The sequence below is a fragment of the Pseudonocardia sp. genome, assembly GCF_035305885.1.
Classification (GTDB): domain Bacteria; phylum Actinomycetota; class Actinomycetes; order Mycobacteriales; family Pseudonocardiaceae; genus Pseudonocardia.
Genome location: NZ_DATGOP010000083.1, coordinates 1 through 26,680, shown reverse-complemented (window position 1 = coordinate 26,680; position 26,680 = coordinate 1). Strand labels below are relative to the sequence as shown.

Below are 26,680 nucleotides of genomic sequence, written 5' to 3'. Positions count from 1 at the left end.
CCTATTGCGGCAAGCAGGTATGCTGGGTGCCACGTGAGGAGGTGGGCCGATGCCGATCGCCGACGACGCCGTCGAGGTGCGTGCGCAGGGCTGGCGCACGCTCGCCGCGCTGCACGGCCGGCTGGAGGAGGCGCTCGAGAAGGCGCTGCAGGCGGAGTTCGGCCTGTCGGTGGTGGAGTACGCGGTCCTCGACACGCTCGCCCGGCAGGACGGCTGGCACATGCGGATGCAGCAGCTCGCCCGCGCGGCGGCGCTCTCCCACAGCGCCACCACCCGGCTCGTCAACCGCTTGGAGAAGCGCGGGCTGCTGAGCCGCTACCTGTGCGAGGACGACCGGCGCGGGATCTACAGCCAGATCACCGAGCAGGGCAGGGAGCTGCTCGAACGCGCCCGACCGGTGCACGACGCCACGCTCAAGAAGGCGCTCGACGACGCCGCGACCGTGCCCGAGCTCGTCAGGCTGGTCGAGCTGTTCCGGGCCTGATCAGGCGTAGCGTCGGCGGATGGCCAGCGTGCGCTACATCGTCGACGACGTGGATGCGGCCGTCGCCTTCTACACCACCCACCTCGGGTTCGAGGTGAGGATGCGCCCCGCGCCCGGCTTCGCGATGCTCGCGCGCGAGACGCTCACGCTCCTGCTCAACGCGCCGGGGGCGGGCGGCGGCGGGCAGACGCTGCCCGACGGGAGCGTGCCCGCACCGGGCGGCTGGAACAGGTTCCAGATCGAGGTCGACGACCTCGACGCCGCGGTCGCCCGGCTCCGGGAGGCCGGGGCCGCGTTCCGCAGCGACGTCCTCGTCGGGCGGGGCGGGCGCCAGGCCCTGCTGCAGGACCCGGCCGGCAACCTGGTGGAGCTGTTCCAGGCCGGCTAGCCGAAGGCCGCCCTCCAGGCGCGGTAACCGCCGTCGAGGTCGGTGGCGTTGTGCAGGCCCAGGTCCTGCAGCGAGGCGGCGGCGAGGCTGGAGCTGTAGCCCTCCGAGCACACGACGATCCACGTGACGTCGTGGTCCACCGCCTCGGAGATGCGGGCGTCGGAGGCGGGGTCGAGCCGCCACTCGAGGTGGTTGCGCTCGACCACCAGCGCCCCCGGCAGCTCCCCCTCCTGCTCCCGCTGCCAGCCGGGGCGGATGTCGACGAGGATCGCGCCGCGGCGCACCATCTCCGCCGCGCGGTGCGGGTCCGGCCGCTCCAGGCGCGCCCGCGCCGCGGCGAGCAGATCGTCCACGGTGGTCATCCCACTCCCTCCGACGAGCCGGATTCCACCAGAACGCTGCGGGTGCGGCGCAGCCGCCCGCCGGGCTCCACCGCGTAGTACGACATCGCGGTCAGCGGCGGGGAGTACGCGTGCACCGACACCGCGGGCGTCGGCTCGGTGTTGCCCACGTCGTGCACGTGGCCGAGCGGGAAGCCGAGGCTGCGCCCCGCGCCGACCCGCCGCGCACGCAGCTCGTGGCCGGCCCAGCGCTGCTCGACGAGGGTGCTGGACACGACCGTGAGCGCCCCGAGCGAGCCGGCGTGGTCGTGCAGCTCGGCGGTCTGCTCGGTGGCCCAGCTGATCAGCCAGACATCCACGTAGTCGTCGCTGCGCAACAGCCGGTACCAGCGGCGCTCCGGGTCGACGTGGACGGGGTGGCGGCCCGCGCGGACCTCGGCGGCCACGTCGCGGGTGAGGGCGGTGAGGTCACCGAGGGCGAGCGGAGTGGGGGCGTGCAGCAGCACGGGAGGGCTCCAGCGTGTCGATCGAGCGGACGGGGGCGGTCAGCTCGGGCAACAGCACTGGTCGAACGCGTCCGCGCGCCGGGACCCCCAGATCTCTCCGAGTACGGCGGCGGGCGGCATGCGCGTATGTGAACACATCCGGCGGTCGCATTTCCACCCGGTCCCACCACCCGGGACCACCGGCTTCAATGTCCAGACATGGAGATCCAGGGCCGGCAGGTGGGTTTCCCGGTGCGCATCGGGCACGCGGTCGCGGCGGGCGCGGTCTACCTCGTCCGCACCGAGCGGGCTGCGCCGCTGGTCGCCGGGACCGGCCTGCGACTGGTCTCGGCGGCCGGGCGGACCCCGCTCGTGCTGCTCCTCGTCGACTACCGGGTGAACGACCTCGGCGACTACGACGAGGTCGGCGTCGCCCTGCTCGCCCGGCACCGCGGGCGCACCGGCGTCTACGTCCACCAGCTGCCGGTGACCCAACCGTTCACGATGGAGGCGGGGCGGACGCTGTGGGGCCTGCCGAAGTGGCTGGCCCGCGCCGAGCTCGAGATCAGCGGCGCCGACGCCACCTGCCACCTCGCGGACGAGGGCGGCAGGCACGTCCTCACCGCCGCCCTGAGGGCGCTCCCGTGGCGGCTGCCCGGCCGCTTCCCGGTCGCGCTCACCACGCTCGCGCCGCGGGGCGGGGAGATCCTCGCGAGCCCGGTCCGCGGGCGGGTCGGCGGGATCCGGCTGGGCCCCGGCGGCGGTCGCGTCGTGCTCGGCACCGGCCACCCGATGGCCGACGAGCTGCGCGCCGTCGGGCTTCCCCGCCGCCCGGTGGCGACGCTGGTGGTCGAGCACCTCGAGTTCGCGATGGGCCCGGCCCAGCGCTCACCCGTGGGCGGCTAGCCACTCGCGCAGGTCGCCGAGCGGGCCGTCGCGCTCGGGCTCGTTGTAGATCTCGTGCCAGAGGCCCTCGTACCAGCGGACCGTGAGGTCCGGGGAGCCGCAGGCGGCCTCCAGCCGGCGGAAGCCGGACGGGTCGACGATCGCGTCCAGCGCGCCGTGCTGCATGAGCACCGGCAGCCGCAGGGCGCGCGCTCGCTCCGGGAGCGACTCGAACTGGCCGACGAGGGCCGAGGAGAGCCCGAGGGTCGGGCGGCCGTGGTGCACCAGCGGGTCGGTCCGGTAGGCCGCGTACACCGACGGGTCCTTGCTGATCTTCGTCGCGTCGATCCCGACCGGGCGCAGGACGGGCACGACCTTCGCGACGGCGCGCAGCACCCGCACGGCGGCCCGGGGGACCGTGCTGTTGGCGAGCGCGGGCGCGGACAGGACGAGCCCGGCGAGCTCGTCCTGGTGGTCCAGCGCGTAGGCCAGGGCGATCTGCCCGCCCATGCTGTGGCCGAGCAGGAACACCCGCAGGCCGGGGTGCCGGGCGACGACCACGCGGCGGAACGCGTCGAAGTCGGCCAGCCAGTCCGCGTAGCGGCGCAGGTGGGCGCGCCTGCCGCCGGAGCGGCCGTGCCCGCGGTGGTCCACGCCGTACACCGCCCAGCCGTCCGGGACGAGCGCGCCGACCACGTTGCCGTACCGCCCGCTGTGCTCGCCGAGGCCGTGGCAGAGCAGCACGATCCCGCGCGGCTCACCGGACGGCAGCCAGCCCTGCCAGAACAGCTCCACCCCGCCGGCGCCCTGCAGCCGGCCCTCGGCCCGCTCGTGCTCCACGTCCTGCTTCAGCGCAACCCGCTCATGGCGTCGTCGTCGACCCGCTCGCCGCCCCCCGCGGGCGCGAGCACGACGTCGTGGCGCACGTCGGCCTCGTCGGCCACCTCGAGCACCGCGGCCACCGGCTCGCACCCGTCGGCCTCCACCGACAGCCCGTACTCGCCCGCCCCGATGTCGCCGATCCGGTAGGTGCCGTCGGCGCCGGTGTCCACCGCGTCGACGGCCTCCCCGTCCTGCACGAGCGTGACCCGCGCACCGGCGATCGGCCCGTTCCCGCCGGTGACGGATCCGGACACGGAGGCCGAGCGGGCGATGAGGATGTCGGTCTCGGCCGCCGCGCCGTCCACCGTGACCGCCACGGCGCCCGGCTGGTGCCCCGGCGCGGTCGACACGAGCACGTAGCTGCCCGGCGCCGGGGCGTCGAGCACGCCCCGCCCCTCGGGGTCGGCGGCGCCTGCTGCGACCTCGCCGCCGCGGTCGTCGAGCAGCGTGACGGTCGCACCGCCCACGACCGAGCCGTCGCGGCGGACCACGCGGTACCGCACGGGCAGGGCGTCGCCGTCGCCGGCGGGCGCCTCCGACTGCTCGGGCTGCTCCATCTCCACGACCGCGCCCTCGCCGCCCGGGCGCGCGCCGCGGTCGACGAACCCGAACGTGCGCGACAGGGCGCGGTCGGCGGCGGCCTGCTCGGCGGCCCGCTCGTCGGGGGTCTGGCGGCTGCGGCGGCGGGGCGCCTGCGGGTCGGGGGCGGTGGGTTCCGCGGATCCCCCGGCGGGCTCGTCGCTACCGGCGGGGCGCTGCGATCCGGCCGCCCCCGCTGTCGCGAGCGCGGCCCCGGCGAACCCGACGACGCCCTTCGCGTTCCCCGTGCTGTCGGCGCCGGACGCGGCGGGCTCGGCCGGCTGCTGCGACACCGCCTCCGCGGCGGACGGCTCGGCGGCGGGTTCCGCGGAACCCGCGGTGCCGGGCTCGACCCACACGGCCGACCGCGGTGGCGCCTCCGCCTCGGCGGGCCGGTCGGAAGCGTGTTCCGCCGGATCGCCCGCGGCCTCGGGCCCGGATCCATCGGCAGGCCGCTGGGGCAGCGCACCTGCCGGCGCGGCCGCAGCGATCGGCGTCTCGGCGAGCCCTGCGAAGCCCATCACGCTTCCGGCGCCGGGCTCGGCGCCGGGCTCTGCCGCGCCGGGCCGCTCCCCGGCGGGTTCCGCGGAACCCGCGGTGCCCGCCACGCCGGGCTCCACCCACACCGCCGACCCCGACGGCAGCTCCCCCGCCGCGGCGCGCTGCTCCGCTGCGGGTTCCGCGGGGTCGGACTCGCCCGACCCGGTCGGCCGCTCGGGCCCCGCCTCCACGGTCTCCGCCTCGCCAGGCCGGTCCTCGGCGGGTTCCGCAGAACCCGCGGTGCCCGCCACGCCGGGCTCGACCCACACCGCCGACCCCGACGGCTGCGACACCGGTTCGGCCGCCTCCGATGCGGCGGGCGGCGCCACAGCAGGTTCCGCGGAACCGTCGGCGGCTTCAGGCCCGGACTCACCCGAACCGGCAGGCCGCTGCGACAGCACCCCCGCCAGTCCCGCAGCGGCAACCGACGCCCCGGCCGCCCCCACGAGGCCCCGCACGCTCCCCGCGCTGTCCTCACCGGGTCCGACCGGATCGGCCGGCCGCTCGGACCCCGCCCCCGCGGTCTCCGCCGCGCCAGGCCGGTCCTCGGCGGGTTCCGCAGAACCCCGGGCGGCCTCGGCACCGGGCTCGACCCACACCGCCGACCTCGGCGACGCCACCTCTGCTCCAGCGGGCCGCTCCCCAGCGGGGTCTGCGGGACCACTCCCGGCCTCGCCGCCCGACTCGCCCACAGCCGACTGCTGCGACGCCGGCTCGGCCGCCGCGGCCGGGCGCGACTCGTCGGCGGGTTCCGCGGAACCGCCCGCCGCCCCAGGTTCCGATCCACTCGCTCCGGCAAGCCCCTGCGACGCCTCCGCCGGCCCCGCCGCGCCCAGCGATGCCCCGGCCGGCCCCACGAGGCCCCCCACGTTCGCCGAGCCGTCCCCGGCATCGGCCTCGGCGGAACCAGGCGACTCCGAACCGGGTTCCACGCAGCGCCCAGCCGCCTCGGCGGGCTCGGTGTAGGGCCACCCCGCACCCGCCGGCCGCTGCTGCTGCGGATCCACCGGCCCCGCGGCACCGTCCCCAACCCCGGCGCCGGGCTCCCCCGCCTCAGCGGGCGGCTGCGCCTCCTCCGGCGCGGACGGTGCCTCGGCCGCCTCCGCGCCCACCAGCCGGACCGCCGGGCCGGCCGTGACGGCGGGCTCCTCGGCCTCGCCCGAGCCCTCCGACGCGGGCTCGACGACCCGCAGCGCGGCGGGCGGCGCGGGCGGCTCCCGCCACGGCTGCCCACCCCCGAGCCCGACCGCCATGCGGGCGCCGCGCTGCCAGGGCGAGTTGTCGCCGTCGAGGGCGGCCTTCGGCGGCTCGGGCGCCTCGCGCTGCACCCGGCCCGCGACGGGGGCCGGCCGCGGCGGTGGCGGCACGAACGCGGGCGTGGCGGGCGCCTCCGGCGAAGTGGGTTCCGCAGCGGCCTGCGCAGGCTGCTTCCGCGGGGTGGGCCGCTCGGCCTGCGGGGCCGCCGGCTCGGCGGGCTGGGCGGCAGCGGGCTGGGCGGCGGGCTTGGGCGGGTCCCCCACCGCGGCCCGGGCGCCCTGCGCGATCGACTGCTCGCGGAGCCGGACGAGGTCGGCGACCGTGCGGGGCCGTGCCTCCTGCGCGGCGAACTGCCGGCGCACCCTCGGCGCGAACCGTACGGCGAGCAGGACGAGCCCAACGGCGATCAGGGCCAACCCGATCAGGACGAGCGTGTTCATCGGACTCCCCCGTCCGCAGGGCGTCGCGTGGCTGATCCGCTCGCCCGCTCAGTCATGTCCCGGCGCTCTCCGCTCCGCATCCGCCTCGCCCCGCGGCGGAAACCTAGCACCTGATCCTGATCTGGGCAGGCACCGAAGGGGAGCGTGTTGCCGCAGGTCACGGGCTAATGGGTGATCGTCATCGAAACGCGCGGCATGCTTGGCGGTTCCGTGGGGAAGGGGAGCACGTGGACAGCGAGCTGATCGAACTGGCGGCAGCGCACGGCGTCGCCACGAGCTATCGGGACGGGGACCGCCGCCCGGTCGAGGTGGACCCCGAGGTGGTGGTCCGGGTGCTGGGCCTGCTCGAGGTCGACGCCGCCAGCCCGGAGGCGCGTCGGGCGGCCCTCGCCGCCGCGCGCGAACGGGCGGCGACCGGGCGCCTGCCCGGGACGATCGCGGCCCGCACCGACCGGCCCCGCCCCCTGCCCACCCCCGGTGTCCTCGTCGACGCCGCGGGTGGGCGGCGCACCGTCACGGAGATCCCGGCGGGGCTGGAGCCGGGCTGGTACCGGCTCGAGCAGGACGACCGCGAGGTGACGGTGGTCGTCGCGCCCCCCGCGCTCCCCGAGCCGCCCCGCGGCTGGGGGTGGATGCTGCAGCTCTACGCGCTGCACTCGGCCGGGTCGTGGGGCATCGGCGACCTCGGCGACCTGCGCGAGTTCACGTCGTGGACCGGCGCGGAGCACGGGGCGTCCGCGGTGCTGCTCAACCCGCTGCACGCGATCACCCCGGTGCCCCCGGTGCAGCCGTCGCCCTACACCCCGTCGAGCAGGCGCTTCGGCACCCCGCTCGCGCTGCGGATCACCGATCTCCCGGCCTACGCCCACGCCGACGCGCCGACCCGCGCGGAGGTCGACGCGCTCCGCCCCGAGCAGGTGGGCGGGCGGATCGAGCACGACCGCGTGTGGGCGGCCAAGCGCGCCGCCCTCGAGCTGCTGTGGCGCAGCGAGGGCAGGCCGCAGCCGGTTGGCGTCGACACCGACCTGGAGGAGTTCGCCACCTACTGCGCGCTGGCCGAGCGCTACGGCGCGCGCTGGAGCCGGTGGCCCGCCGGCCTGCGCACGCCGCAGGGCCCCGGCGTCGCGGCCGCGAAGGCGGAGCTCGCCCCGCGCATCGCGTTCCACGCGTGGGTGCAGCAGCAGGTGCAGGACCAGCTGGCGGCGGCCCGGGACGCGGCTCGGGCGGTGGGGGTGCGGGTGGTGCACGACCTCGCCGTCGGCTGCGACCCCGAGGGCGCCGACGCCTGGGCGCTGCAGGACGTGCTGGCCCACGGTGTCCGCGTGGGCGCGCCGCCGGACGCGTTCAGCCAGCAGGGCCAGGACTGGGGCCTGCCGCCGTGGCGTCCCGACCGGCTCGACGCCACCGGCTACGCCGCCTACCGCGACCTCCTGCGCGCCCTGCTCGGCCAGGCCGACGGACTGCGCATCGACCACGTCGCCGGGCTGTGGCGGCTGTGGTGGGTGCCGCCGGGCGAGGGCCCGGACCGCGGCACGTACGTCCACTACGACGCCGAGGTCATGCTCGCGGTGCTGACGCTGGAAGCCCACCGCGCGGGTGCGCTGGTGATCGGCGAGGACCTCGGCACGGTCGAGCCGGAGGTCACCGAGGGGCTCGCGGAGCGGAACATGCTGGGCTCCTCGGTCATGTGGTTCACCCGGGACCTGGACGCACCCGGACAACCGCTGCTGCCGCCCGACCGGTGGCCGGAGGCGTCCGTGGCGACGATCTCCACCCACGACCTGCCCACCGCGACCGGGTTCCTGCGCGGCGAGCACGTCCGGGTGCGCGCGGAGCTCGGGCTGCTCGGCGACGTGCAGGCCGAGGAGGCGAAGGCCGCTGCGGAGCGGCTCGAGCTGGTCGAGCTGCTGCGCGAGCACGGCCTGGTCGAGGGCCCGGATCCCGGGGAGGACCAGCTCGTCGTCGCCATGCACGCGTTGCTGGCGCGCAGTCGCTCGCGGCTGGTCCTCGTCTCGCCCTACGACGTGGTCGGCGAGGTGCGCCAGCCCAACCTCCCGGGCACGGTCGACGAGTACCCGAACTGGCGGCTCCCCCTGCCCGTCACGCTGGAGGAACTGCGCGACGACCCGCGGGTGCGCGTCGTGGTCGACCAGCTGCGCCTGCAGCGGGGTGGGCAAGATCGCCCGGATCGGCGGGACTTCCCTCAGTAGAGTCACCCGACGTGGCCGACGCCGAGCGGCTCACGCAGGGAGCGACGGGGGGAGAGGCAGGATGTCGACCTTCGCAGACCACATCATCGCCATGCTGGCTGCGAGCGGCGTGCGGCGCGTCTACGGGTTGCCGGGAGACAGCCTCAACGGGTTCACCGACGCCATCCGGCGCAGCGGTGAGATCAGCTGGGAGCACGTCCGCCACGAGGAGGCCGCCGCGTTCGCCGCTGCTGCCGACGCGGCCCTCACCGGCGGCCTCGCGGTGTGCGCCGGCAGCTGTGGCCCGGGCAACATGCACCTGATCAACGGCCTGTTCGACGCGCACCGCAGCCGAGTCCCCGTCCTCGCGATCGCCGCGCACATCCCGCGCACCGAGATCGGTTCCGAGTACTTCCAGGAGACGCACCCGCAGGAGCTGTTCCGCGAGTGCAGCGTCTACTGCGAGCTCGTCAGCACCCCGGAGATGGCGCCGCGCGTCCTCGAGCTGGCCATGCGGGCGGCCGTCGAGGAGAACGGCGTCGCGGTCGTCGTCGTCCCGGGCGAGATCTTCCTGCAGCGGATCTCGGAGCCGAGGATCCGCCCGATCGTGCCGACCAGGTCGGTGCTGCGCCCCGACGACGACACCCTGCACCGCGCCGCCGACCTGCTCAACGCCGCGGAACGCGTCACGATCCTCGGCGGGGCGGGCGTCGCCGGAGCGCACGACGAGCTCGTCACGCTCGCCGGAACCCTGCAGGCGCCCGTCGTCCACGCGCTGCGCGGCAAGGAGTTCATCGAGTACGACAACCCCTACGACGTCGGGATGACGGGCCTTCTGGGGTTCGCCTCGGGCTACAAGGCCATCAAAGAGGCCGACACGCTGCTGATGCTGGGCACCGACTTCCCGTACCGGCAGTTCTACCCCGACGACGCCACCGTCATCCAGGTCGACATCCGGGGCCGGCACCTGGGCCGGCGCACCCCCATCGACCTCGGGCTGCGCGGCACCGTGAAGGACACGCTCACGGCGCTGCAGCCGTTGTTGCAGCCCAAGCACGACCGCGAGCACCTCGACCGGTCGCTGCGGCACTACCGCAGGACCCGGGCGTCGCTCGACTCGCTCGCCGCCAACGACCGCGACCGCACGCCGATCCGCCCGGAGTACGTCGCCGGGCTCGTCGACCGGCTGGCGTCCGACGACGCGGTGTTCACCTGCGACGTCGGCTCGCCGGTGGTGTGGGCCGCGCGGTACCTGACCATGAACGGCCGACGCCGGCTGATCGGGTCCTTCAACCACGGCACCATGGCGAACGCGCTGCCGCACGCCATCGGCGCGCAGACCGCGTTCCCGGGCAGGCAGGTGGTCGCCCTCGCCGGTGACGGCGGCCTGACCATGCTGTTCGGCGAGCTCACGACGCTGGTCCAGAACCGGTTGCCGGTGAAGCTGGTCGTGTTCAACAACTCGTCGCTCAACTTCGTCGAGTTGGAGATGAAGGCGGCCGGGATCGTCAACTTCGGCACCGACCTGGTCAACCCGGACTTCGCGGCCGTCGCGACGTCGATGGGGGTGTTCGGACGGCGGGTGACCGAACCCGGTGACCTGGAGAAGGCGCTGACCGAGGCGTTCGCCCACGACGGCCCGGCCGTGGTCGACGTCGTCACCGCCCGCCAGGAGCTGTCGATCCCGCCGGCGATCACCCTCGAGCAGGCGAAGGGGTTCTCGCTCTACGCCATCCGCACCATCCTGGCCGGGCGGGCCGACGAGCTGCTCGACCTGGTCACCACCAACGTGGCGCGGCGCCTGCTGGACTAGGCAGGCGGTCGATCGGCGCGCATGCGGTGCGGCGTGCAGGATGACGACCATGTCGGATGAGAAGCGCGCCGCCCGCGCGGCCGAGGCGTTGTGGGCGGCATGGACCTCCGGCGAGCGGATCGTCGCCCTCCCCGAGGAGATCCGCCCGCGCGACGACGCGGAGGGGTTCGCCGCGCAGCTCGCGATGGGCGCGCACGCCGGGCGGTCCTACGGCTGGAAGATCGCGGCGACGACGCCGGCGGGCCAGGCCCACATCGGGGTGAGCGGGCCGCTGCCGGGCCCGCTGTTCGAACGGTTCCGGCACGACCCGGGCGACGTGCTCGCCAGTGACGACATGCACATGCGGGTCGTCGAAGCGGAGTTCGCCTACCTGATGGGCGCCGACGTTCCCCCCGGCGCCGGGCCGGACGAGGTCCTCGCCGCCGTCGACGGCCTGCACCTCGCCGTCGAGGTGCCCGATTCCCGGTTCACGCACTTCGAGACGGTCGGCGCCCCGCAGCTGCTCGCCGACTGCGCGTGCACGGGCCGGTTCGTGCTCGGCCCCGAGGTGCCGGGGTGGGCCGAGCACGACCTCGCCACCTGGGAGACCTCCGTGTGGATCAACGGGGAGCGGGCCGCGACGGGCAGCGGCGGCAACGTCCTGGGCGACCCGCGCAACGCCCTCGCCTGGATCGCCGAGGACCTGCACCGCCACGGGCGCGGGCTGCGGGCGGGCGAGCTCGTCACCACCGGCACGACGACCGCCCCCGTGCCGGTCGGGCCGGGCGACGAGGTGCGCGCCGACTTCGGCGAGCTCGGCGAGGTCTCGTTCAGCTTCGGCCGGTAGTCCATCATCGGGGGCGTGGAGTCGACGCGACTGGACCGCTGGCTGTGGTCGGTCCGGCTGACCAAGACCCGGTCGGACGCCGCCGCGGCCTGCCGGGGCGGGCACGTGCGGGTGAACGACCGGCCCGCGAAGCCGGCCACTCCCGTGCACCCGGGCGACGAGGTGCGGGCGCGGGTGAACGACCGCACGCGCGTGGTCGAGGTCGTGCGCGTGATCGAGAAGCGGGTCGGCGCCGCGGACGCGGCCACCTGCTACATCGACCGCACGCCCCCGCCGCCGCCCGAGGCGCTGATCCCCGTCGCCCGCCGGGAGCGGGGCGCCGGGCGGCCCACGAAGCGGGACCGCCGCATGATCGAGGCGTTCCGCGCGGGCCGGCTCTGAGGCTCAGACGGCCGCGGGGTCGACCCGCACCACCGGCTCGGGCGAACGCTCGCGCAGCCCGAGGCCGGTGACGGAGGCGACCACGACCAGCAGCCCGAACCACTGGCTCGGCTCCAGGTGGGTGCCGAGCAGGCCGACCCCGATCAGCGCCGCGGTGACCGGGAACGCGAGCTCGGCGAGCGTGGCCCGCGCGGCCGCGGTGGACCGCAGGCCGATGTAGTAGAGCGTGAGCCCGAGCAGGCCGGGCACGAGCGCGAGCAGCACGAGCGGTCCGATCTGGTCGACCGTCACCGCGACCGGCGCACCCTGCGCGAGCAGGACGAGCGCGCTCGCCGGCAGGCCGATGCCGAACCGCAGCACGGTGACGTCCCGGCTCGCGATGCGCACGCTGACCATGCGGCCGAGCACGGTGCCGACCGCCCACAGCGCAGCCGCGGCGACCGCGAGCAGGGCGGCGGTGACCGCCTGCGGCGCCGCCGCGAGCGGGTCGGGGAAGGCCATCAGCCACGCCCCGACCAGCGCGGGCACGGCGAACACCCAGTACCCACGGCGCATCCGCTCGCCGAGCAGCAGCGCGGCCGCCACGACCGCGATCACCGGCTGGAGCTTCTGCAGGACGAGCGGGGTGACCGGGTCCCCGTAGCGGAACGCCTGGGTGAAGAGCGCGGTCGCGACCGCCGAGGCCCCGGCGCCGATGAGCACCAGGGCGGCGCGTTCCCGCCCGCTCGCGGCCCGGAAGGCCCGCACGGCGGACGGCGCGAACGGCAGCAGGGCCGCGACGATCAGCAGGTGCTCCCAGAAGACCACGGTCGCGGCGGGGAGCTCGCTGGCGAGGGGTTGCCGCAACAGCCCGTCGGTGCCCCACATCGCGGCCGCGACGGCGATCAGCCACGTCCGGTCCGGGGCGCTGGCACGTCGATCCACAACACCGACAAACGCCTCGGCGGCCGGATCCATACCCGATCCGGTCGATCCGGTTCGGCGTTCGCCGCAAGGGGTATCTCGGGATCGTCTGCGCCTCGAGGACCGCGATCGGGAGTTACTGGATGCCTGCGCTCGCCCGCCGGCCGGGGCCGTTGAGGCTGCGGCTCCCGGCGCCGTCGCTCCCGCATCGCCTCCGGGAGATCCGCGCCCAGTTGGCGACCTGGGCCGCCCGGCTCGGGCTGTCCGACGACGCCGTCGACGACATCGTGCTCGCCACGCACGAGGCGCTGGCGAACGTCGCCGACCACGCCTACCCCGACGGGGGCGGGGAGGCCGAGCTGGACGCGGCGTGCGTCGACGGGGAGATCCGGGTCGTCGTGCGCGACCACGGCCGCTGGCAGGTGCCGCGCGAGCCGGGTTGGCGCGGCCGCGGCCTGATCCTCATCGCCGGGCTGGCCGAGCGCGTCGACGTGCAGCGCCAGGCCGCGGGCACGTGCGTCGCGATGAGCTGGCGGCTCCCCGAACCGGGGTGACGGGCGAACCCGGGTCACAGCACAGCGGGCGGGAGCCGGTCGGCTCCCGCCCGCTGCGGCGATGTACGGGATGTACTGCTGGTGCGCGTCAGCCGGTGACCGGCAGGGCCGCCTTCACCACGGACGGCGCCGGGGCGCGGTCGGCCTTGACGTCGGAGTCGTCGCCGTCGTCGTCACCATCGTCGTCACCGTCGTCGTCGCCGTCGTCGTCCTTGCTGCCCTTCTTGTCTTTGTCCTTGTCGTCCTTGTCGTCACCGTCGCCGGAGGCGGAGCCGCCCTCCTGGCAGGTGGCGTTGCCGATGGTGATCGTCTGCAGGGACTCGCCGCCGGTCAGGCCGCCCAGCTCGTTGACGAGCCCACCGACGGTGTCGACGAGCGGGAGGTCCTTGCCCAGCAGGTCACCGAGGACCGGCAGGGCCGCCTTCTCCTTGGCGTCGAGCTTCTCGTCCGGGTCGGCGACCTCGGCGCCGGGGAGCACGGTCAGTTCGAGGCCCGTGACCGAGAGGGAGCCGTCGGTGTTGCGCTTCTGGTCGTTCAGCGACAGCTTCACCAGCGGCGAGAGGTCGAGGTCGTAGCCGGGCACCGCGGTGTCGGGGAGCTTCTGGCCGAGGATGGTCCCGTTGACGATCTCCAGCCCGCCCTCGCCGTCGTCGCACCACGTGCGGATGACGTCGGCCCGCAGGATGTTGAGGAGGTTGACCTCCTTCACCACGGTCTCGGCGCGGTGGGACTCCGCTTCCGAGGTGAGCAGCCCGAGGGAGATCTTGTCCTCGTGCTTGCCGGCGACGTCGCCGATGGACAGCAGCTCGTCGTGGACCAGCTTGCCGTCCACCGACCTCACCTGGGAGATCGGGTTGATGTCGATGAGCCCGGAGGCCGAGAGCGCGAACGCGCTGTCCCCCTTCGGCTCGTCCGCGAGCGCGGGAGTTGCGCCGAGCAGGAGGGTCGTCACCGCGGTGACGGCCCCGACCGCTGCCGCACCGGCGAGTCTCTTCGTCTTCACTGTGGTGCTAACCCCTCATTCCTCATTCGATGATCACGAGCGTGCCAAGCGGGACCTTGGCCAGCTCCTGCAGTGCGTCGTTGGGGACCCGGATGCAGCCGTTGCTCTCGGCCTCGCCGAACGTGCTCGCCTCGGGCCAGGCGTGGATGGCGACGGTTCCCGGGCCGCCGCCGAAGCTGTCCAGCGTCGGGCTGTGCACCCCGAGCGGGAGGAACACCGACGAGTAGGTCTCGTTCGGGTTGCTGAACGCCCCGAGCAGGAAGGTGCGTCCCGTCGGGGTGGGCGTGTCGGGCGCGCCGATCCCCACCGACCACTCGTCGACGACCCGCCCCTCCTCTTCGAGCACCAGCGTGCGCTCGTCGAGGTTGACCCTGATCAGGTAGGGGGTGATGGCCCGCTGGACGTCGTCCGCGCGGATCCACCCGCTGGTCTGGGACGGCTTCGAGGGCAGCAGCACCTGCACCCAGCCCGGCTCCTCGGCGATCACGGGGAGCCAGGTGTCGCCGAACTGCGTGGTCTCCATGCGGGCGATCGGGCGCCCGTCGGGAGCGTCGCGCACCGGCGTCTCCCGGATCGGGTGCACGACGAGCCCGTCGGTGGTCCCCATCGGGTCGGGGTCGGCCGGGGCGCCGGTCAGTTCGGTGAACGTGTTGCTCGGGGGGAGGTCGCCCGTGGGCACCTCGCCCGCGGCGATGGACGACGGATCGGTGCCCGACCCGTCGCCGCCGAAGAACGTGAACCCGACCACGACGGCGGCCGCGACGACGACCCCGGCGATCGCCCCGAAGAGGATCCCGCGCCGGGACGGGCCGGGGCCGGCGCCCCGCGACGGCGCCGCTTCGGGCGGCGCGGCTTGCTGTGACATGTCACCCAAACAGAGCTGATCCGACAGGGACGGTCCTGACCGGATGACGGCATGGCTGTCCGGTCACGGTCCGCGTAATTGATCAAACGAGGCCGTCCCGCCCGAGTTACTCCGAGTTGTCGACGTTTCGCCCCGTGTTGCCTAGATCACAACCGACCGTGAGCGCTTCGTGTTCTGTCCGGTGACGACCGCCATCACGATCGGGCTTGCGCCCGCGCCGGATCATGAACGACTGTTGGCCGGTGGCGCCGACGACGTTCGCAGTGGTGGGCAGCGGCAAGCGGAGCCGCTTCTTCCTCCGGCTCGCCGCGGCGGCGCCGGACCGGCTGCGCGCGACGGGCGTGGTGAGCCGCGACCCCGGTCGCGCGGACCTCGGGGTGCCCGCGGTGCGCACCCTCGACGAGCTGCTCGCGGGCGAGCGCCCCGACTTCGTCGCCGCGGCGGTGCCGTGGCCGCAGATGCCCGACGTCGCGCGCGCCGCGGTCGCGCTCGGGGTGCCGGTGCTGCTCGAGACGCCGCCCGCGCCCGACCTCGACGGCCTGCGCGCCCTGTGGGCCGACGTGGGCGACAGCGGGCTGGTGCAGGTGGCCGAGCAGTACCTGCTGATGCCCGGGCACGCGGCCCGGCTGGCCGCGGTGCGCGCGGGCGTCATCGGGGAGCCGACGGCGGTGCACGTCTGCTCCACGCACCTCTACCACGCGGTATCGCTGATCCGGGGCCTGCTCGGCCTGGACATGGAGGAGGTCGTCGTCTCGGCGCGCGCCTTCACCGCGCCGCTGGTCGATCCCCTCGGCTTCGACGGGTGGCGCCCCGCCGCCGCACCCGAGCCGCGCACGCGGACGATCGCCACCCTCGACTTCGGCGGCGGCCGCCACGGCCTCTACGACTTCACCGAGAACCAGTGGTGGAACCCCGTGCTCACCCGCCGGATCGCCGTGCGCGGCACCGTCGGGGAGCTGGTGGACGACCGCGTGGTCCGCGTGGTCGAGCCGACGACGCCGGTGGAGTCGCGGTTGGTCCACCGGCGCACCGGGATCGACCTCAACCTCGAGGGCAACGACCTCGACCACGTCTCGCTCGACGGGCGGGTGCTGTACCGCAACCCGTTCCGCGGGACGCGCCTGTCGGAGGACGACATCGCCGTCGCCGCCATCCTCGAGGCCACCGGCGCGTGGGCCCGTGACGAGGGGCCGCCGCCGTACCCGCTGGCGCAGGGCTGCCAGGACCACGCGATCTCGCTCGCGATCGGTGAGAGCGCCCGCACCGGGCAGGATGTGCGCGTCACGAAGGAGGCGTGGGCCTGATGATGCAGGTACGAGCCGCGGTGCTGCGGGCAGCGGGCGAGCCGCTGCGCGTGGAGCAGGTGGAGCTGGAGGAGCCGCACGACGGCGAGGTGCTCGTGCGCGTGGAGGCGGCCGGCGTCTGCCACACCGAGGTGCACTACATGGAGGGCGCGATCCCCTGCCCGCTGCCGATCGTGCTCGGGCACGAGGGCAGCGGCGTGGTCGAACGGGTCGGCGCGGGCGTCGACGCCGTGGCCGTGGGCGACCGCGTGGCGTTCACGTGGCGGCCGCGGTGCGGGCACTGCGAGTACTGCGTCACCGGGCGACCGGTCATGTGCGTCTACGGGCGGGTGCAGGCGCGCAGCGGCGGCCTGCTCGACGGCACGTCCCGGCTGCACCTCGACGGCGGGCCGCTGCACCACTTCCTGGGCGTCTCCTGCTTCGCCGAGCGCGCGGTCGTGTCGCAGCGCGCCGTCGTCAAGGTGCCCGACGGGGTGCCGCCCGAGATCGCAGCCGTCACCGGCTGCGCCGTGATCACCGGGGTCGGCGCGGTGGTCAACGTCGCGGGCCAGGTGGCGGGCAAACCGCTCGTCGTGATCGGCGCGGGCGGGGTGGGCCTGTCCGCGCTGATGGGCGCCGTGCTCGTCGGCGCGGTCCCGATCGTGGTCGACGTCGCCGCGGACAAGCTGGAGCTGGCCCGCCGGCTCGGCGCCGCCGAGACGGTGGACGCCTCGGCTCTGTCGGCCGAGGACCTGCCGGCGAAGGTGCAGGAGCTGACCGGCGGGGGCGCCGAGGTCGCCGTCGACGCGGTGGGGCTGCCGCAGACGCTGCGCCAGGCGTTCGCGGTGCTGCGCCCCGGCGGCACCGCCATCGCCGTGGGGCTCGGCTCGGTGGACGCCACGGCGGCGATCCCGATCAACGAGCTGGTGCAGCAGCAGAAGCGCGTGATCGGCAGCCTGTACGGCTCGGCGAACCCGCCGGTGGACCTGCCCCGCATCCTCGGCCTCTACCTGGCGGGCCGGCTGCCGCTGGACGTGCTGCTGGGCGAGCGGTACGCGCTCGACGGCGTCGCCGACGCCTACCGCGCCCTCGGCGCGGGCGCGACCGGCCGCGCTGTTGTACTGCCCTCATGACCAGCGAGTCCCGGTACGCCACCTACCCCAGCCTGCGCGACGCGGTCGTCCTGATCAGCGGTGGCGCGAGCGGCATCGGCGCCGAGCTCGTCAGCCAGTTCGCCGCCCAGGGCTCCCGGGTCGGGTTCGTCGACGTGGCGGTCGAGGCGGCCGAGGAGCTCGTCGCGGCCGTGGCCGAGCGGGGGCACCCGCGCCCGCTGTTCCGCGAGTGCGACATCCGCGACCTCGACGCCTACCGTCGCGTGATCGGCGAGATCGCCGCCGAGCTGGGCGACATCCAGGTGCTCGTGAACAACGCGGGCAACGACACCCGCCACCGCGTCGAGGACATCACGCCGTCCTACTGGGACGAGCGGATGCGGGTGAACCTCGACCACCAGTTCTTCGCGGCGCAGACCGTCGCCCCCGCGATGCGCAAGGCCGGCCGCGGCTCGATCATCAACATGGGGTCGATCTCCGCCCACGTCGACCTGCTCGACCTCACCGCCTACATGACCGCGAAGGCCGGCGTCGAGGGCCTCACCCGGTCGCTGTCGCGCGAGTTCGGGCCCGACGGCGTGCGCGTCAACTGCGTGCTGCCCGGCTGGATCATGACGCAGCGCCAGCTCGAGAACTGGATGAACCCGGAGGCGGACGCCCACCGCGCGGCGGCACAGGCCGTGCCCCAGCGGCTGGAACCCGCCGACGTCGCGCGGCTCGTGCTGTGGCTCGCCGCCGACGACAGCCGCTCGTGCACCGGGCAGCACTGGGTGGTGGACGGCGGCTGGATGCACTCCTGATCCTCACCGGCGCGGCTCCTCGTCCCGCGGGGACAGCGCCGACGCCGGGACGAGCACGGCGTTGTGCTCGGCCACCACGGCCCCGTAGGCGTCGCAGACGGCGAAGTTGACCCGGCCGAACCAGCGGCCGTCGACCGCGCGGGCCCACCGCTTGAGCAGGCCGGGCACCGTCGCGGTGGCCACGAGGAGCCCACCGGGCACGGGGTCGGCGATGGGGCCGGGGGAGTCGGGAGGCCCGTAGAGGCGGTCGAGGTGCACCCACACCGGCCGGTCCAGCGGCGGTGGCGGCGTGCTCACGCTCGACGACCACGGCTTGTACACGGCTTCCCCCTTCCAGCGATCAGGTCCGGCGGCCGGGGGAAGCGGCCACGTGCACGACAAGGATCGCACGCCGCTGCGCGCTGATGAAGACGGGCTCGGGGGTGGCCCGGGTGTCACTCGACAGAGGGAGCTGGAGAGCCGTGCGCGATCTTGCCGCATAGCATCCAGGGCATGCGGACGTCGATCGGCATGGCCTGCGCTGCGGCGCTGTTGGTCGCCGGCTGCTCGGCGCACGCTACCGAGTCGGGTCCGCAGATCACGGCGCGACCCGACGGCGTCAGCATATCGATACCCGTCCAGGTGACGGTCGAGGGGCTCCCCGCCGGCGATCCGGTCCGCGTCTGGGCCCGCACCTACGACCGCAACGGCCAGGTGTGGGAGTCCTCCGGCGAGTTCATCACCGACGGGGTGGGCGGGGTGGACCTGTCCACCGCGGAATCGACCGGCGGCACGTACACCGGCGTCGACCCGCACGGGCTGTTCTGGTCGATGCGCCTCGCCGACGGCGAGCAGGCGCCGTACCCGCTGGTGGACGCCGACGACGTGGTCGTGCAGCTCGGCGTCGACCGGGAGGGCACCACGGTGGCGCGCACCACGCTGCGCCGCGTGGTGCGCGAACCCCTGGGACGGGTCCTGCCCATCGCCGAGGAGGGCCTCGTCGGCGACCTCTACCTCCCACCCGGCTCGGGGGTGTGGCCCGGGGTGGTGCTGCTCGGCGGCGCCGAGGGCGGACGGCCCGACCCGGCGTACGCAGCGCTGCTCGCGTCCGAGGGGTACGTGGTCCTCGGGCTCGCCTACTTCGGCCTGCCGGGCCTGCCGGAGACGCTCAGCCGCATCCCCGTCGAGTACGGGCTCACGGCCGCCCGGTGGCTCGCCGAACGGCCGGAGGTGTCCGGGGACAAGGTCGGGGTGATCGGCGTCGGCAGGGGCGCGGAGTACGCGCTGCTGCTCGCCTCGACCGAGCCGTTCCGGTTCGCGGCGGTGGTCGCGCACGGCCCGTCCGACGTCGTCTGGCCGGGGGCGGGCACGGGCACCCAGGTGTCGTCGTGGACCCGCGGCGGCGCCGACGTTCCGTTCCTGCGCACCTCGGCCATCCGCAGCGCGTTGGCGTCCGCCTCGCCGTCCGCGTCGTCGGGATCGTCCGCGTCGTCCGCATCGTCGGGGTCGTCCGCGTCGTCGGCCCGCGCCCCGGCGCCACCGGACCAGCCCGTCATCACGGCGGACGCCTACGCGCGGGCCGTGGACGCGGCCTCGCGGTGGCGGCTCGCCGTGGCCGGCATCCACGTCGAGCAGATCGCCGCCCCTGTGCTGTTCACCGCGGGCGACGCCGACGGGATGTGGCCGTCCGCCGCCCAGGCGCAGCGGGCGTTCGACGCGATCGTCGAGGAGGGCAACCCGCACGGCGCCGAGCTGCTCGTGTTCCCGGGGGCCGGCCACCTGGTCGGGGGTGTGCCGGACCTGCCGACCACCCGCGCCGCGGTCCCGTTCGGTCCGGTCACGATCGAGACGGGCGGCGACCCGGCGGCCACGGCGGCCGCCGTGCGGGAGACGTACGCCAAGACCGTCGACCTGCTGCGCACGGCGATGCCGCGCGGGAAGGGCTGAGCCCTACCGCCGCTCCAGGCCCTTCAGGCGGTCGACGGCGGCGTGCAGCGTCTCCGCCCGCTTGGGGAACGCGAACCGGATCATGCTGCGCCCGGCCGCAGCGTGCTCCGGCCGCCAGAACGACACCGCGGGCACGCAGGAGACGCCGACCTCGGTGATGAGCCTGCGGGCGAAGGCGACCCCGTCCCCGCTCTCGTCCAGCGGGGACATGTCGCACAGCACGTAGTACGAGCCGTCCGGGCGGCGCAGGTCGAACCCGATGTCCTCCAGCGCCCCGCAGAGCAGGTCGCGCCGCTCGCGGTAGCGCGCGGCGAGGTCGGCGTAGTAGGAGTCGGGCAGCCCCATGGCCGCGACCCCCGCAGCCTGCATCGGGGCGGGCGCGGCGATCGTGAGGAAGTCGTGCACCTTGCGGATCGCCGAGGTGACCTCCGGCGGCGCCACCGTCCACCCGACCCGCCAGCCGGTGACGGCGTAGGTCTTCGACAGCGCGTTCACCGTGATCGTGCGGTCCTCGAGCCCGGGCACGAGCGCGGGCGGGGTGTAGCCGCCGGGGCCGAGGTAGTGGATGTGCTCGTAGATCGAGTCGACCACGAGCACCGCGTCCCAGCGCTGGCACAGCTCGGCGAGGAGGGCGAGCTCGTCGGCGTCGTAGACCTTGCCGGTCGGGTTGTTGGGGTGGCAGAGGAACACGGCCTTGGTGCGCGGGCCGAACGCGGCGCGCAGCTCGGCCTCGTCGAACGTCCAGTCGGGCGCGTGCATCCGCACGAGGCGCGGCACGGCGCCGGCGAGGATCGCGTCCGGCTGGTAGTTCTCGTACCAGGGCTCGAACATGACGACCTCGTCGCCCGGGTCGAGCAGCGCGAACGCCACCGCCACCAGCGCCTCGGTGGCCCCGCAGGTCACGCACAGCTCGGTGTCCGGGTCGATCGTCCAGCCCGGGTAGGTGCGCGCGGTCTTCTCGGCGATGGCGGCGCGCAGCTGCGGCGTGCCGAACGTCATCGGGTACTGGTTGTCGTCGCCCGTGATCGCCGCGCACGCGGCGTCCTTGAGCTCCTGCGGGCACGGGAAGTCGGGGTAGCCCTGCCCCAGGTTGATCGCCCCGTGCTCGGCGGCCAGCCGGAACGTCTCCCGGATCACCGACTCGGTGAACAGGCCCGCCTTGGCGCTGGTCCGGCTCATCGCGTTCCTCCCGACAGGGTCGCCAGCTCGCCGCGCGAGCTGATCCCGAGCTTCGGATAGGCCTTGTAGAGGTGGTAGGCCACCGTGCGCGGGCTGAGGATCAGCTGCGCGGCGATCTCCTGGTTGAACAGGCCCTGCGCGGCGAGCTGGGTGATCTGCAGCTCCTGCGGGGTGAGCCTGCCGAACGCGGTCGACGGCGCGGCCTGCGGCGTGCGCGCCCCCGACGCGCCCAGCTCGGCCCGGGCCCGAGCCGCCCACGGCTGCGACCCGATCTCCTCGAACACCGCGAGCGCCGCGGAGAGCTGCACCCGCGCCTCCGACTTGCGCCGGGCCCGGCGCAGCCACTCGCCGTAGAGCAGCGCGGTCCGCGCCTGCTCGAACGGCCTGCTCGCGGCCGCGTGCAGGGCGAGCGCCCGCTCGAAGTGCCGCTCGGCCTCGCCGTCGGGTGCCGTGAGCGCCTGGCAGCGGGCGAGCAGCGCGTCGATCCACGGACGGCGCTGGATCTGCGCCCAGCGGGTGAACAGCGCCAGCGGCTCCCGCGCGTCGGCGAGCCGGCCCAACCGGACGGCCGCCTCGATCTCGGTGGGCACGCTCCGCACGACGGCCGCGAAGTGCCGGCTCGGGCCGCGCGCCATGGCCTGGAGGCGGTCGAGGCAGGCCTGGACCCGCCCGGCGCCGAGGTCCAGCAACGCGAGCCCGGCCTGCGCCCACGCCTTCCCCGACAGCGCGCTTTCGCAGACGCGCCCGTCGAGGGCGGCGAGCTCGGCGTGCTCGCGGCACCGGTCCTCGTCGCCCTCCACCGCGGCCAGGGAGGCCAGCGCGCCCGCCGCGTAGCTCACCCACAGCGGCTGGCCGGTGTCGCGGCCGATCGCCATCGCCTCGCTGCCGCTGACCCACGCCTCGCGGTGCCTGCCGAGCAGGACCTGCGCGAGCGCGGCGATGCCGAGCGCGCCGGGCAGCACGACGACGCCCTCGCGGTCCAGCCGCCGCGCGGCGAACAGCAGCGCCTCCACCGACGGCCGGTCCATCCACTGGGCGTCGTCCACGAGGCACAGCACCGGCTGCGCCTCGGCCAGGTGGCCCAGGAGCGAGAGCACGGCGGCGCCGACGAGGAACCGGTCGCCCGTGCCCGGCTCGCCGAGGCCGAACACGCCGACGAGCGCGCGCCGCTGCGGTCCGGGGAGCGCCTCCAGCGCGTCTGCGGCGGGACGCAGGAGCAGGTGCAGGCCGGCGAAGGGCAGCTCGGCCTCCGACTCGACGCCGGCGCCGCGCAGCACCCGCATGCCCTCGGCCCGCTGCGCCGCGTGCTCGAGCAGGGCCGTCTTGCCGATCCCGGGCTCGCCGCGGATGACCAGCGCCCCGCTGATCCCCTCCCGCGCCGCGGCCAGGAGGGCCTCGATCCGCTCCTGCTCGGCGCGCCGCCCCCGCAGCATGCGGTCACCCTATCCGGATCCGGCCGTCGCCCGGCCCGCAGCGAGTGCTGTCACCGATGCGGATTCCCGCCCGCGCAGCTGTCCGGCCTTCCCGTCACCCACGAGCCGAAGGGACCGCACGATGCCGCTGGACAACCGCACCGCCGTCGGCTGCGGGGCAAGGGGTCGATCGGCTCGGCCGCCTCCGACGGCGCAGGCGCGAGCGGGATGGTCCCGGGCCGGGCCGCAGTACCCCACCACGCCGCTCGACGGGCTCAGCGGGGCGCGAGCCCGTCGAGCAGCATCCGCCAGAAGCCGTCGGCCACCTCGTGCGCGGTCAGCGGGCCGCTGCGGCGGAACCACTGGTAGGTCCAGTTCACCAGCGACAGCACGGCGATGGCCGCCAGCTCCGGGTCGACGTCGGCGAACTCGCCCCTCTCCTGCCCGGCGACGATCACGTCGGTGACCATCCGGCGGTAGCGGGAGCGCTGGGCGGAGACCGACCTGCGCACGTCGAGCGGGAGCGACCGGTAGCTCTCGAAGAAGATGCGCAGGTAGCCCGGGTGGGACTCCATCAGGCCGATGACGTCGCGCATCATCTCCCGCAGCAGCTCCCGCGGCGCGAGCCGCCCGGCCTCGAGCCGCTCGGTGTGACGCGTGATGACGATGGTCATCAAGGTCTCGTGCAGCTCGACGAGGATGTCCTCCTTGCTGCGGAAGTAGTAGTACAGCGACGCTTTGCGGATTCCCGCGCGCTCGGCGATCGCCTGCATCGTCGTCTCGTGGTAACCGCGCCTGTCGAACAGCTCGGCGGCGACCTCGATGATCTGCGCTCTCCGCGGGTTCTCCGCTCCGCCGCTGGTCACGCACCGGATCCTAGCAGTCGGGTTGACGCGCTTTTTGATTGATGCCTATTCTACCGACCGGACGGTAGAAATATTGGTGAAGGTCGGGCGATGTCGGTGAAGGCCTGCATCATCGGCGCGGGCGCCTCGGGCGTGACCGTGGCGAAGAGCCTGCGGCAGCGCGGGATCGCGTTCGACTGGTTCGAGAAGGGGTCGGCGCTCGGCGGCCTGTGGCGCTACGACAACGACAGCGGCACCTCGTCGGCGTACCGGTCGCTGCAGATCGACACCAGCTCCCGCAGCCTCGCGTACCCGGACTTCCCGGTGCCGCGCGAGTGGCCCGCGTACCTGCGGGCGAGCCAGGTGCTGGAGTACCTGGAGCGGTACGCGGCCGAGTTCGGGGTGGCCGACCTCGTGCAGACCTCGACCGAGGTCACCGCGGTGGAGCGGGTGGGCGACCGGTGGGCCGTGACGACCGACCGGCACGGCACCGGCACCTACGACGCCGTGATCGTCGCCAACGGCCACCTCACCGTGCCCAGGCGGCCGAACTTCCCCGGAACGTTCACCGGCGAGGAGCTGCACTCGCACGACTACCGCACCCCGGAGCCGTTCAGCGGCCGGACCGTCGTGGTGGTCGGCATGGGCAACTCCGGCTGCGACATCGCCGTGGACCTCGCGCGGGTCGCCCGCCAGGTGCACCTGTCCACGCGGCGCAGCGCCTGGGTCCTGCCCAAGTTCCTGTTCGGGGTGCCGACCGACCGGTGGAGCGCCTTCTTCACCCGCAAGCTGCGCCTGCCCACCCCCGTCGCGCGCAACCTCGTCAAGGTGGTCGCCCGGGCCGCGTACGGCCCGCAGGAGCGGTACGGGGTGCCCCGCCCTCGCCACCCGATCCACCGCGAGCACGCGACGATCGGCCAGGAGCTGCTGCCCTACGTCGCCTACGACTGGATCCGGATCCGGCCGGACGTCGCCCGGCTCGACGGCCGCGAGGTCCGCTTCACGGACGGCACCTCCACGGCCGCCGACGTCATCATCTACGCGACCGGTTACGAGCCGTCGTTCCCCTTCCTGCCCGAGGCGCTCGTCGACGCGGCGGACCGGGGAGCGCGGCTGTACCGGCGCATCGTGCACCCCGACGCGCCCGGCCTGTTCTTCGCCGGGCTCGTGCAGCCGGTCGGCCCGACGATCCCCCTCGTCGAGATCCAGGGCCGGTGGATCGCACGCGTGCTGACCGGCGAGGTCGAGCTGCCCGACCCGCAGGCGATGGAGCGCGAGATCGCCGCGCACCGCCGCTGGGTGCGGGCGTCCTTCGTGGGGTCGGAGCGCTACCGCCTCGAGGTCGACTTCCGCACCTACGCCGGACAGCTCACGGCCGACATGGCCGCCTGAGCACGACGCCGCTCGAGGACGACGAGGAGGAGGCATGCGGGTCCTGGTCACCGGGGGAACCGGCATCATCGGCAGCCTGACCGGGCGCAAGCTCGCCGAACGGGGGCACGCCGTCCGGCTGTTCGACGTCGCACCGGACCCCGCGGCCGCAGCGCGGGCGGGCGCCGTCGACGTGGTGCGGGGCGATGTGCTGTCGTTCGCCGACGTCGGCGCCGCGCTGGAGGGCGTCGACGCGGTCGTCCACCTCGCCTACAGCCTCGGCGAGGCGAGCAACCGCTCGCCCTACTCCGCCAGCCGGCTCAACGTGGAGGGCACCGCGACGGTGCTGGAGGCCGCGCGGCTGTTCGGGGTGCAGCGCGTGGTGCTGGCGAGCTCGATCGCGGTGTACGGCCCGGACGACGCGTACGCGCCGGAGGAGCTCCCGCTGTGCGAGGACGCCGCGACCCGCCTCGCCCCGGGCATGCCGCTCTACGGGGCCGGGAAGCTGTACCTCGAGCAGCTGGCGCGGATCTACCGGACGACGCACGGCCTGCTCACCGCGGGGCTGCGCCCGAGCCCGGTCTACGGGCCGGGCGGCGTCCGCGGCGTCTCGGGCTGGCTCAACGGGATCGTCGAGAAGGCCGTGGCCGGCGATCGGGTCACGGTCGACCGCGGCGACGCCCGGATCAACCTCGTCCACGTGGAGGACGTCGCCGAGCAGTTCGCCCGCCTCGTCGAGCTGGACGCGGCGGCCTTCCCCGACCGCTGGTTCTTCAACACCGGCGGCGACGCCACCACGATGCGCGGGTTCGCCGCCCTGCTGCAGGAGATCGTCCCGGAGGCGCGCGTCGAGGTCGTCGCGAACGGCGAACGGGACGTCGCGGGCCTGGCGTCGCAGGTCTGCGGCGGCGCGCTGGCCGAGCTCATCGGCTACGAGCGCCGCTACGACCTCGAGGCCGGTCTGCGCGCCCACGTCGACGCGCTGCGCCGCCGAACCCAGCCGCGGCCCATCCCGTGATCCGCCGGCCAGGGACCCGCCGGTGCCCCCGACGCCCCGGCGGGTCCCCTCCCGGGCCGCGACCCGGCCCCCCGGTTTCGGGCGCGGCGTGCCCCGGACACCCACGAACCTGCCGGACCACCCTGTCCGCGGCATCTCGCGGCACTGTGCGGGCGCTGTGGAAACCGGTCGCGCCGCGGCTCCCCGGCCGGGCCATGATCGCCCGCGATGCACCGCGACGCGATCGACGCCGACCTCGCCGCCCGTCTCGTCGCCGCGCAGTTCCCGCACTGGGCCGGGCTGCCGGTTGTGCCCGTGGACCAGCCGGGCTGGGACAACCGGACGTTCCGCCTCGGCGAGGCGATGTCGGTGCGCCTGCCGAGCGCGGAGGCGTACGCGGCGAGCGTGGCGAAGGAGCACACCTGGCTGCCCCGGCTGGCGCCGCGGCTCCCGCTGCCGATCCCGGTCCCGCTCGCCCTCGGCGCGCCGGGCTGCGGGTACCCGTGGCCATGGTCGGTCCGGCGCTGGATCGACGGCAGGCCGAGTTCGCGCGAGCGGATCCGCGACCTCGTCGTGTTCGCCCGTGACCTCGCCGGGTTCGTCGTGGCGCTGCGGGGCGTCGACGCGTCCGGTGGGCCGGCGGCGGGCGCGCACTGCTTCCACCGCGGTGGCTCCCTGCGGGTCTACGACGCCGAGACCCGTGAGGCGATCGCCGCGCTCGGCCCGCGCGTCGACGCGGCCGCGGCCACCGACGCCTGGAAGACCGCGCTCGACGCCCCGTGGACCGGGCCGCCGGTGTGGGACGTGCGGCTACAAGACGGCACTTCGCCCTCACCAGGTCACCCCGCGGTGACCGGGGACCTCTTCGACCCCGCCTGCCCGACCCGCGAGCTGCTGGACCGGATCGGCGACAAGTGGACGTCGATGCTGGTCAAGGTGC

At 74.9% G+C, this 26,680-nt stretch carries 25 protein-coding genes and 2 pseudogenes; 16 read left to right on the top strand and 11 right to left on the bottom strand.

Annotated features, from left to right (window positions below):
• Window positions 1–49 precede the first annotated feature (49 nt).
• Entirely contained in the window at window positions 50–484 is a 435-nt protein-coding gene (locus tag VKZ81_RS17360; RefSeq protein WP_324242624.1) for a MarR family winged helix-turn-helix transcriptional regulator, read from the top strand.
• Between the two features lie 19 nt (window positions 485–503).
• Window positions 504–872 carry a VOC family protein gene (locus VKZ81_RS17355; protein ID WP_324242623.1) on the top strand — a complete coding sequence of 123 codons (369 nt, stop codon included), beginning with the start codon at window positions 504–506 and terminating at the stop codon, window positions 870–872.
• Here the strand turns inward: VKZ81_RS17355 and VKZ81_RS17350 are convergent.
• Together VKZ81_RS17350 and VKZ81_RS17345 are read right to left on the bottom strand one after the other, a co-directional pair.
• The gene (locus VKZ81_RS17350) at window positions 869–1,234 is read right to left on the bottom strand and encodes a rhodanese-like domain-containing protein (RefSeq protein WP_324242622.1); all 366 of its coding nucleotides are present in this window, start codon (window positions 1,232–1,234) and stop codon (window positions 869–871) included. The two genes, VKZ81_RS17355 and VKZ81_RS17350, sit on opposite strands and share 4 nt — an antisense overlap.
• Window positions 1,231–1,719 carry a cysteine dioxygenase gene (locus tag VKZ81_RS17345; protein ID WP_324242621.1) on the bottom strand — a complete coding sequence of 163 codons (489 nt, stop codon included), beginning with the start codon at window positions 1,717–1,719 and terminating at the stop codon, window positions 1,231–1,233. Before VKZ81_RS17345 ends, VKZ81_RS17350 begins: the two co-directional genes overlap by 4 nt.
• Before the next feature lie 198 nt (window positions 1,720–1,917).
• On the opposite strand from VKZ81_RS17345, the gene VKZ81_RS17340 reads away from it, so the two are divergent.
• Window positions 1,918–2,604 (top strand): acetoacetate decarboxylase family protein, encoded by a 687-nt coding sequence (locus VKZ81_RS17340; protein ID WP_324242620.1) that lies wholly within the window; start codon window positions 1,918–1,920, stop codon window positions 2,602–2,604.
• Here VKZ81_RS17340 and VKZ81_RS17335 read toward each other — a convergent pair.
• Together VKZ81_RS17335 and VKZ81_RS17330 are read right to left on the bottom strand one after the other, a co-directional pair.
• Window positions 2,587–3,423 carry an alpha/beta hydrolase gene (locus VKZ81_RS17335; RefSeq protein WP_324242619.1) on the bottom strand — a complete coding sequence of 279 codons (837 nt, stop codon included), beginning with the start codon at window positions 3,421–3,423 and terminating at the stop codon, window positions 2,587–2,589. The genes VKZ81_RS17340 and VKZ81_RS17335 overlap by 18 nt on opposite strands.
• 8 nt (window positions 3,424–3,431) lie before the next feature.
• A complete protein-coding gene (locus VKZ81_RS17330) occupies window positions 3,432–6,281 on the bottom strand; it encodes a carboxypeptidase regulatory-like domain-containing protein (RefSeq protein ID WP_324242618.1) in 2,850 nt (949 codons plus the stop codon).
• 227 nt (window positions 6,282–6,508) lie between these two features.
• On the opposite strand from VKZ81_RS17330, the gene malQ reads away from it, so the two are divergent.
• The 4 genes from malQ (at window position 6,509) to VKZ81_RS17310 (ending at window position 11,490) form a co-directional block, all read left to right on the top strand.
• Entirely contained in the window at window positions 6,509–8,491 is a 1,983-nt protein-coding gene (malQ, locus tag VKZ81_RS17325; RefSeq protein ID WP_324242617.1) for a 4-alpha-glucanotransferase, read from the top strand.
• Window positions 8,492–8,552: 61 nt separating this feature from the next.
• Entirely contained in the window at window positions 8,553–10,283 is a 1,731-nt protein-coding gene (poxB, locus tag VKZ81_RS17320) for a ubiquinone-dependent pyruvate dehydrogenase (RefSeq protein ID WP_324242616.1), read from the top strand.
• A gap of 49 nt (window positions 10,284–10,332) precedes the next feature.
• Window positions 10,333–11,109, top strand: a complete 777-nt coding sequence (locus tag VKZ81_RS17315; protein ID WP_324242615.1) for a 2-keto-4-pentenoate hydratase — start codon at window positions 10,333–10,335, stop codon at window positions 11,107–11,109.
• A gap of 15 nt (window positions 11,110–11,124) precedes the next feature.
• Complete coding sequence (locus VKZ81_RS17310; protein ID WP_324242614.1) at window positions 11,125–11,490, top strand: RNA-binding S4 domain-containing protein; 366 nt, start codon at window positions 11,125–11,127, stop codon at window positions 11,488–11,490.
• Window positions 11,491–11,493: 3 nt separating this feature from the next.
• On the opposite strand, the gene VKZ81_RS17305 is transcribed toward VKZ81_RS17310, so the two are convergent.
• A complete protein-coding gene (locus tag VKZ81_RS17305) occupies window positions 11,494–12,447 on the bottom strand; it encodes a DMT family transporter (RefSeq protein ID WP_414709398.1) in 954 nt (317 codons plus the stop codon).
• Between the two features lie 89 nt (window positions 12,448–12,536).
• On the opposite strand from VKZ81_RS17305, the gene VKZ81_RS17300 reads away from it, so the two are divergent.
• Window positions 12,537–12,947 carry an ATP-binding protein gene (locus VKZ81_RS17300; protein ID WP_324242612.1) on the top strand — a complete coding sequence of 137 codons (411 nt, stop codon included), beginning with the start codon at window positions 12,537–12,539 and terminating at the stop codon, window positions 12,945–12,947.
• 88 nt (window positions 12,948–13,035) lie between these two features.
• On the opposite strand, the gene VKZ81_RS17295 is transcribed toward VKZ81_RS17300, so the two are convergent.
• The gene (locus VKZ81_RS17295; protein ID WP_324242611.1) at window positions 13,036–13,950 is read right to left on the bottom strand and encodes a choice-of-anchor P family protein; all 915 of its coding nucleotides are present in this window, start codon (window positions 13,948–13,950) and stop codon (window positions 13,036–13,038) included.
• Between the two features lie 22 nt (window positions 13,951–13,972).
• Window positions 13,973–14,815: a L,D-transpeptidase gene (locus VKZ81_RS17290; protein ID WP_324242610.1), complete on the bottom strand. Its 843-nt coding sequence runs from the start codon at window positions 14,813–14,815 to the stop codon at window positions 13,973–13,975.
• Window positions 14,816–15,057: 242 nt separating this feature from the next.
• Between VKZ81_RS17290 and VKZ81_RS17285 the strand changes: the two genes are divergently transcribed.
• Genes VKZ81_RS17285 through VKZ81_RS17275 form a run of 3 tightly spaced genes read left to right on the top strand, consistent with a single transcriptional unit; the run spans window position 15,058 to window position 18,010 of the window.
• Window positions 15,058–16,119: a Gfo/Idh/MocA family protein gene (locus VKZ81_RS17285; RefSeq protein ID WP_324242609.1), complete on the top strand. Its 1,062-nt coding sequence runs from the start codon at window positions 15,058–15,060 to the stop codon at window positions 16,117–16,119.
• Entirely contained in the window at window positions 16,119–17,231 is a 1,113-nt protein-coding gene (locus VKZ81_RS17280; RefSeq protein ID WP_324242608.1) for a Zn-dependent alcohol dehydrogenase, read from the top strand. Before VKZ81_RS17285 ends, VKZ81_RS17280 begins: the two co-directional genes overlap by 1 nt.
• Complete coding sequence (locus tag VKZ81_RS17275) at window positions 17,228–18,010, top strand: SDR family NAD(P)-dependent oxidoreductase (protein ID WP_324242607.1); 783 nt, start codon at window positions 17,228–17,230, stop codon at window positions 18,008–18,010. The genes VKZ81_RS17280 and VKZ81_RS17275 overlap by 4 nt, the downstream gene beginning before the upstream one ends.
• Window positions 18,011–18,013: 3 nt before the next feature.
• On the opposite strand, the gene VKZ81_RS17270 is transcribed toward VKZ81_RS17275, so the two are convergent.
• Window positions 18,014–18,331, bottom strand: coding sequence for a hypothetical protein (locus VKZ81_RS17270; RefSeq protein WP_324242606.1), 318 nt, complete (start codon window positions 18,329–18,331; stop codon window positions 18,014–18,016).
• 171 nt (window positions 18,332–18,502) lie between these two features.
• Here VKZ81_RS17270 and VKZ81_RS17265 point away from each other — a divergent pair, with 171 nt between their 5' ends.
• Window positions 18,503–19,936, top strand: coding sequence for an acyl-CoA thioesterase/bile acid-CoA:amino acid N-acyltransferase family protein (locus VKZ81_RS17265; RefSeq protein ID WP_324242605.1), 1,434 nt, complete (start codon window positions 18,503–18,505; stop codon window positions 19,934–19,936).
• A 3-nt stretch (window positions 19,937–19,939) separates the two neighbouring features.
• On the opposite strand, the gene VKZ81_RS17260 is transcribed toward VKZ81_RS17265, so the two are convergent.
• The 3 genes from VKZ81_RS17260 to VKZ81_RS17250 all read right to left on the bottom strand — a co-directional run bounded on the left by VKZ81_RS17260 (window position 19,940) and on the right by VKZ81_RS17250 (window position 23,393).
• A complete protein-coding gene (locus VKZ81_RS17260; protein ID WP_324242604.1) occupies window positions 19,940–21,115 on the bottom strand; it encodes a pyridoxal phosphate-dependent aminotransferase in 1,176 nt (391 codons plus the stop codon).
• Window positions 21,112–22,548 carry an AAA family ATPase gene (locus VKZ81_RS17255; protein WP_324242603.1) on the bottom strand — a complete coding sequence of 479 codons (1,437 nt, stop codon included), beginning with the start codon at window positions 22,546–22,548 and terminating at the stop codon, window positions 21,112–21,114. Before VKZ81_RS17255 ends, VKZ81_RS17260 begins: the two co-directional genes overlap by 4 nt.
• A 254-nt stretch (window positions 22,549–22,802) precedes the next feature.
• Complete coding sequence (locus VKZ81_RS17250; RefSeq protein WP_324242602.1) at window positions 22,803–23,393, bottom strand: TetR/AcrR family transcriptional regulator; 591 nt, start codon at window positions 23,391–23,393, stop codon at window positions 22,803–22,805.
• Window positions 23,394–23,483: 90 nt separating this feature from the next.
• Here VKZ81_RS17250 and VKZ81_RS17245 point away from each other — a divergent pair, with 90 nt between their 5' ends.
• The 4 genes and pseudogenes from VKZ81_RS17245 to VKZ81_RS35320 form a co-directional block, all read left to right on the top strand.
• Window positions 23,484–24,764: a flavin-containing monooxygenase gene (locus VKZ81_RS17245; protein ID WP_324242601.1), complete on the top strand. Its 1,281-nt coding sequence runs from the start codon at window positions 23,484–23,486 to the stop codon at window positions 24,762–24,764.
• Window positions 24,765–24,798: 34 nt separating this feature from the next.
• The gene (locus VKZ81_RS17240) at window positions 24,799–25,761 is read left to right on the top strand and encodes an NAD-dependent epimerase/dehydratase family protein (protein ID WP_324242600.1); all 963 of its coding nucleotides are present in this window, start codon (window positions 24,799–24,801) and stop codon (window positions 25,759–25,761) included.
• Window positions 25,762–25,968: 207 nt separating this feature from the next.
• Window positions 25,969–26,481: pseudogene (locus VKZ81_RS17235) on the top strand (phosphotransferase); the annotation flags it as partial.
• A 108-nt stretch (window positions 26,482–26,589) separates the two neighbouring features.
• Window positions 26,590–26,680, top strand: a pseudogene (locus VKZ81_RS35320) (winged helix-turn-helix transcriptional regulator); the annotation flags it as partial.

What these genes read in the sequence shown, in the direction of transcription:
- VKZ81_RS17360 (WP_324242624.1), top strand. Translation starts at nt 50, where the DNA reads ATGCCGATCGCCGACGACGCCGTCGAGGTGCGTGCGCAGGGCTGGCGC.
- VKZ81_RS17355 (WP_324242623.1), top strand. Translation starts at nt 504, where the DNA reads ATGGCCAGCGTGCGCTACATCGTCGACGACGTGGATGCGGCCGTCGCC.
- VKZ81_RS17350 (WP_324242622.1), bottom strand. Translation starts at nt 1,234, where the DNA reads ATGACCACCGTGGACGATCTGCTCGCCGCGGCGCGGGCGCGCCTGGAG.
- VKZ81_RS17340 (WP_324242620.1), top strand. Translation starts at nt 1,918, where the DNA reads ATGGAGATCCAGGGCCGGCAGGTGGGTTTCCCGGTGCGCATCGGGCAC.
- VKZ81_RS17330 (WP_324242618.1), bottom strand. Translation starts at nt 6,281, where the DNA reads ATGAACACGCTCGTCCTGATCGGGTTGGCCCTGATCGCCGTTGGGCTC.
- poxB (WP_324242616.1), top strand. Translation starts at nt 8,553, where the DNA reads ATGTCGACCTTCGCAGACCACATCATCGCCATGCTGGCTGCGAGCGGC.
- VKZ81_RS17315 (WP_324242615.1), top strand. Translation starts at nt 10,333, where the DNA reads ATGTCGGATGAGAAGCGCGCCGCCCGCGCGGCCGAGGCGTTGTGGGCG.
- VKZ81_RS17305 (WP_414709398.1), bottom strand. Translation starts at nt 12,447, where the DNA reads ATGGATCCGGCCGCCGAGGCGTTTGTCGGTGTTGTGGATCGACGTGCC.
- VKZ81_RS17300 (WP_324242612.1), top strand. Translation starts at nt 12,537, where the DNA reads ATGCCTGCGCTCGCCCGCCGGCCGGGGCCGTTGAGGCTGCGGCTCCCG.
- VKZ81_RS17290 (WP_324242610.1), bottom strand. Translation starts at nt 14,815, where the DNA reads ATGTCACAGCAAGCCGCGCCGCCCGAAGCGGCGCCGTCGCGGGGCGCC.
- VKZ81_RS17280 (WP_324242608.1), top strand. Translation starts at nt 16,119, where the DNA reads ATGATGCAGGTACGAGCCGCGGTGCTGCGGGCAGCGGGCGAGCCGCTG.
- VKZ81_RS17275 (WP_324242607.1), top strand. Translation starts at nt 17,228, where the DNA reads ATGACCAGCGAGTCCCGGTACGCCACCTACCCCAGCCTGCGCGACGCG.
- VKZ81_RS17265 (WP_324242605.1), top strand. Translation starts at nt 18,503, where the DNA reads ATGCGGACGTCGATCGGCATGGCCTGCGCTGCGGCGCTGTTGGTCGCC.
- VKZ81_RS17260 (WP_324242604.1), bottom strand. Translation starts at nt 21,115, where the DNA reads ATGAGCCGGACCAGCGCCAAGGCGGGCCTGTTCACCGAGTCGGTGATC.
- VKZ81_RS17255 (WP_324242603.1), bottom strand. Translation starts at nt 22,548, where the DNA reads ATGCTGCGGGGGCGGCGCGCCGAGCAGGAGCGGATCGAGGCCCTCCTG.
- VKZ81_RS17245 (WP_324242601.1), top strand. Translation starts at nt 23,484, where the DNA reads ATGTCGGTGAAGGCCTGCATCATCGGCGCGGGCGCCTCGGGCGTGACC.
- VKZ81_RS17240 (WP_324242600.1), top strand. Translation starts at nt 24,799, where the DNA reads ATGCGGGTCCTGGTCACCGGGGGAACCGGCATCATCGGCAGCCTGACC.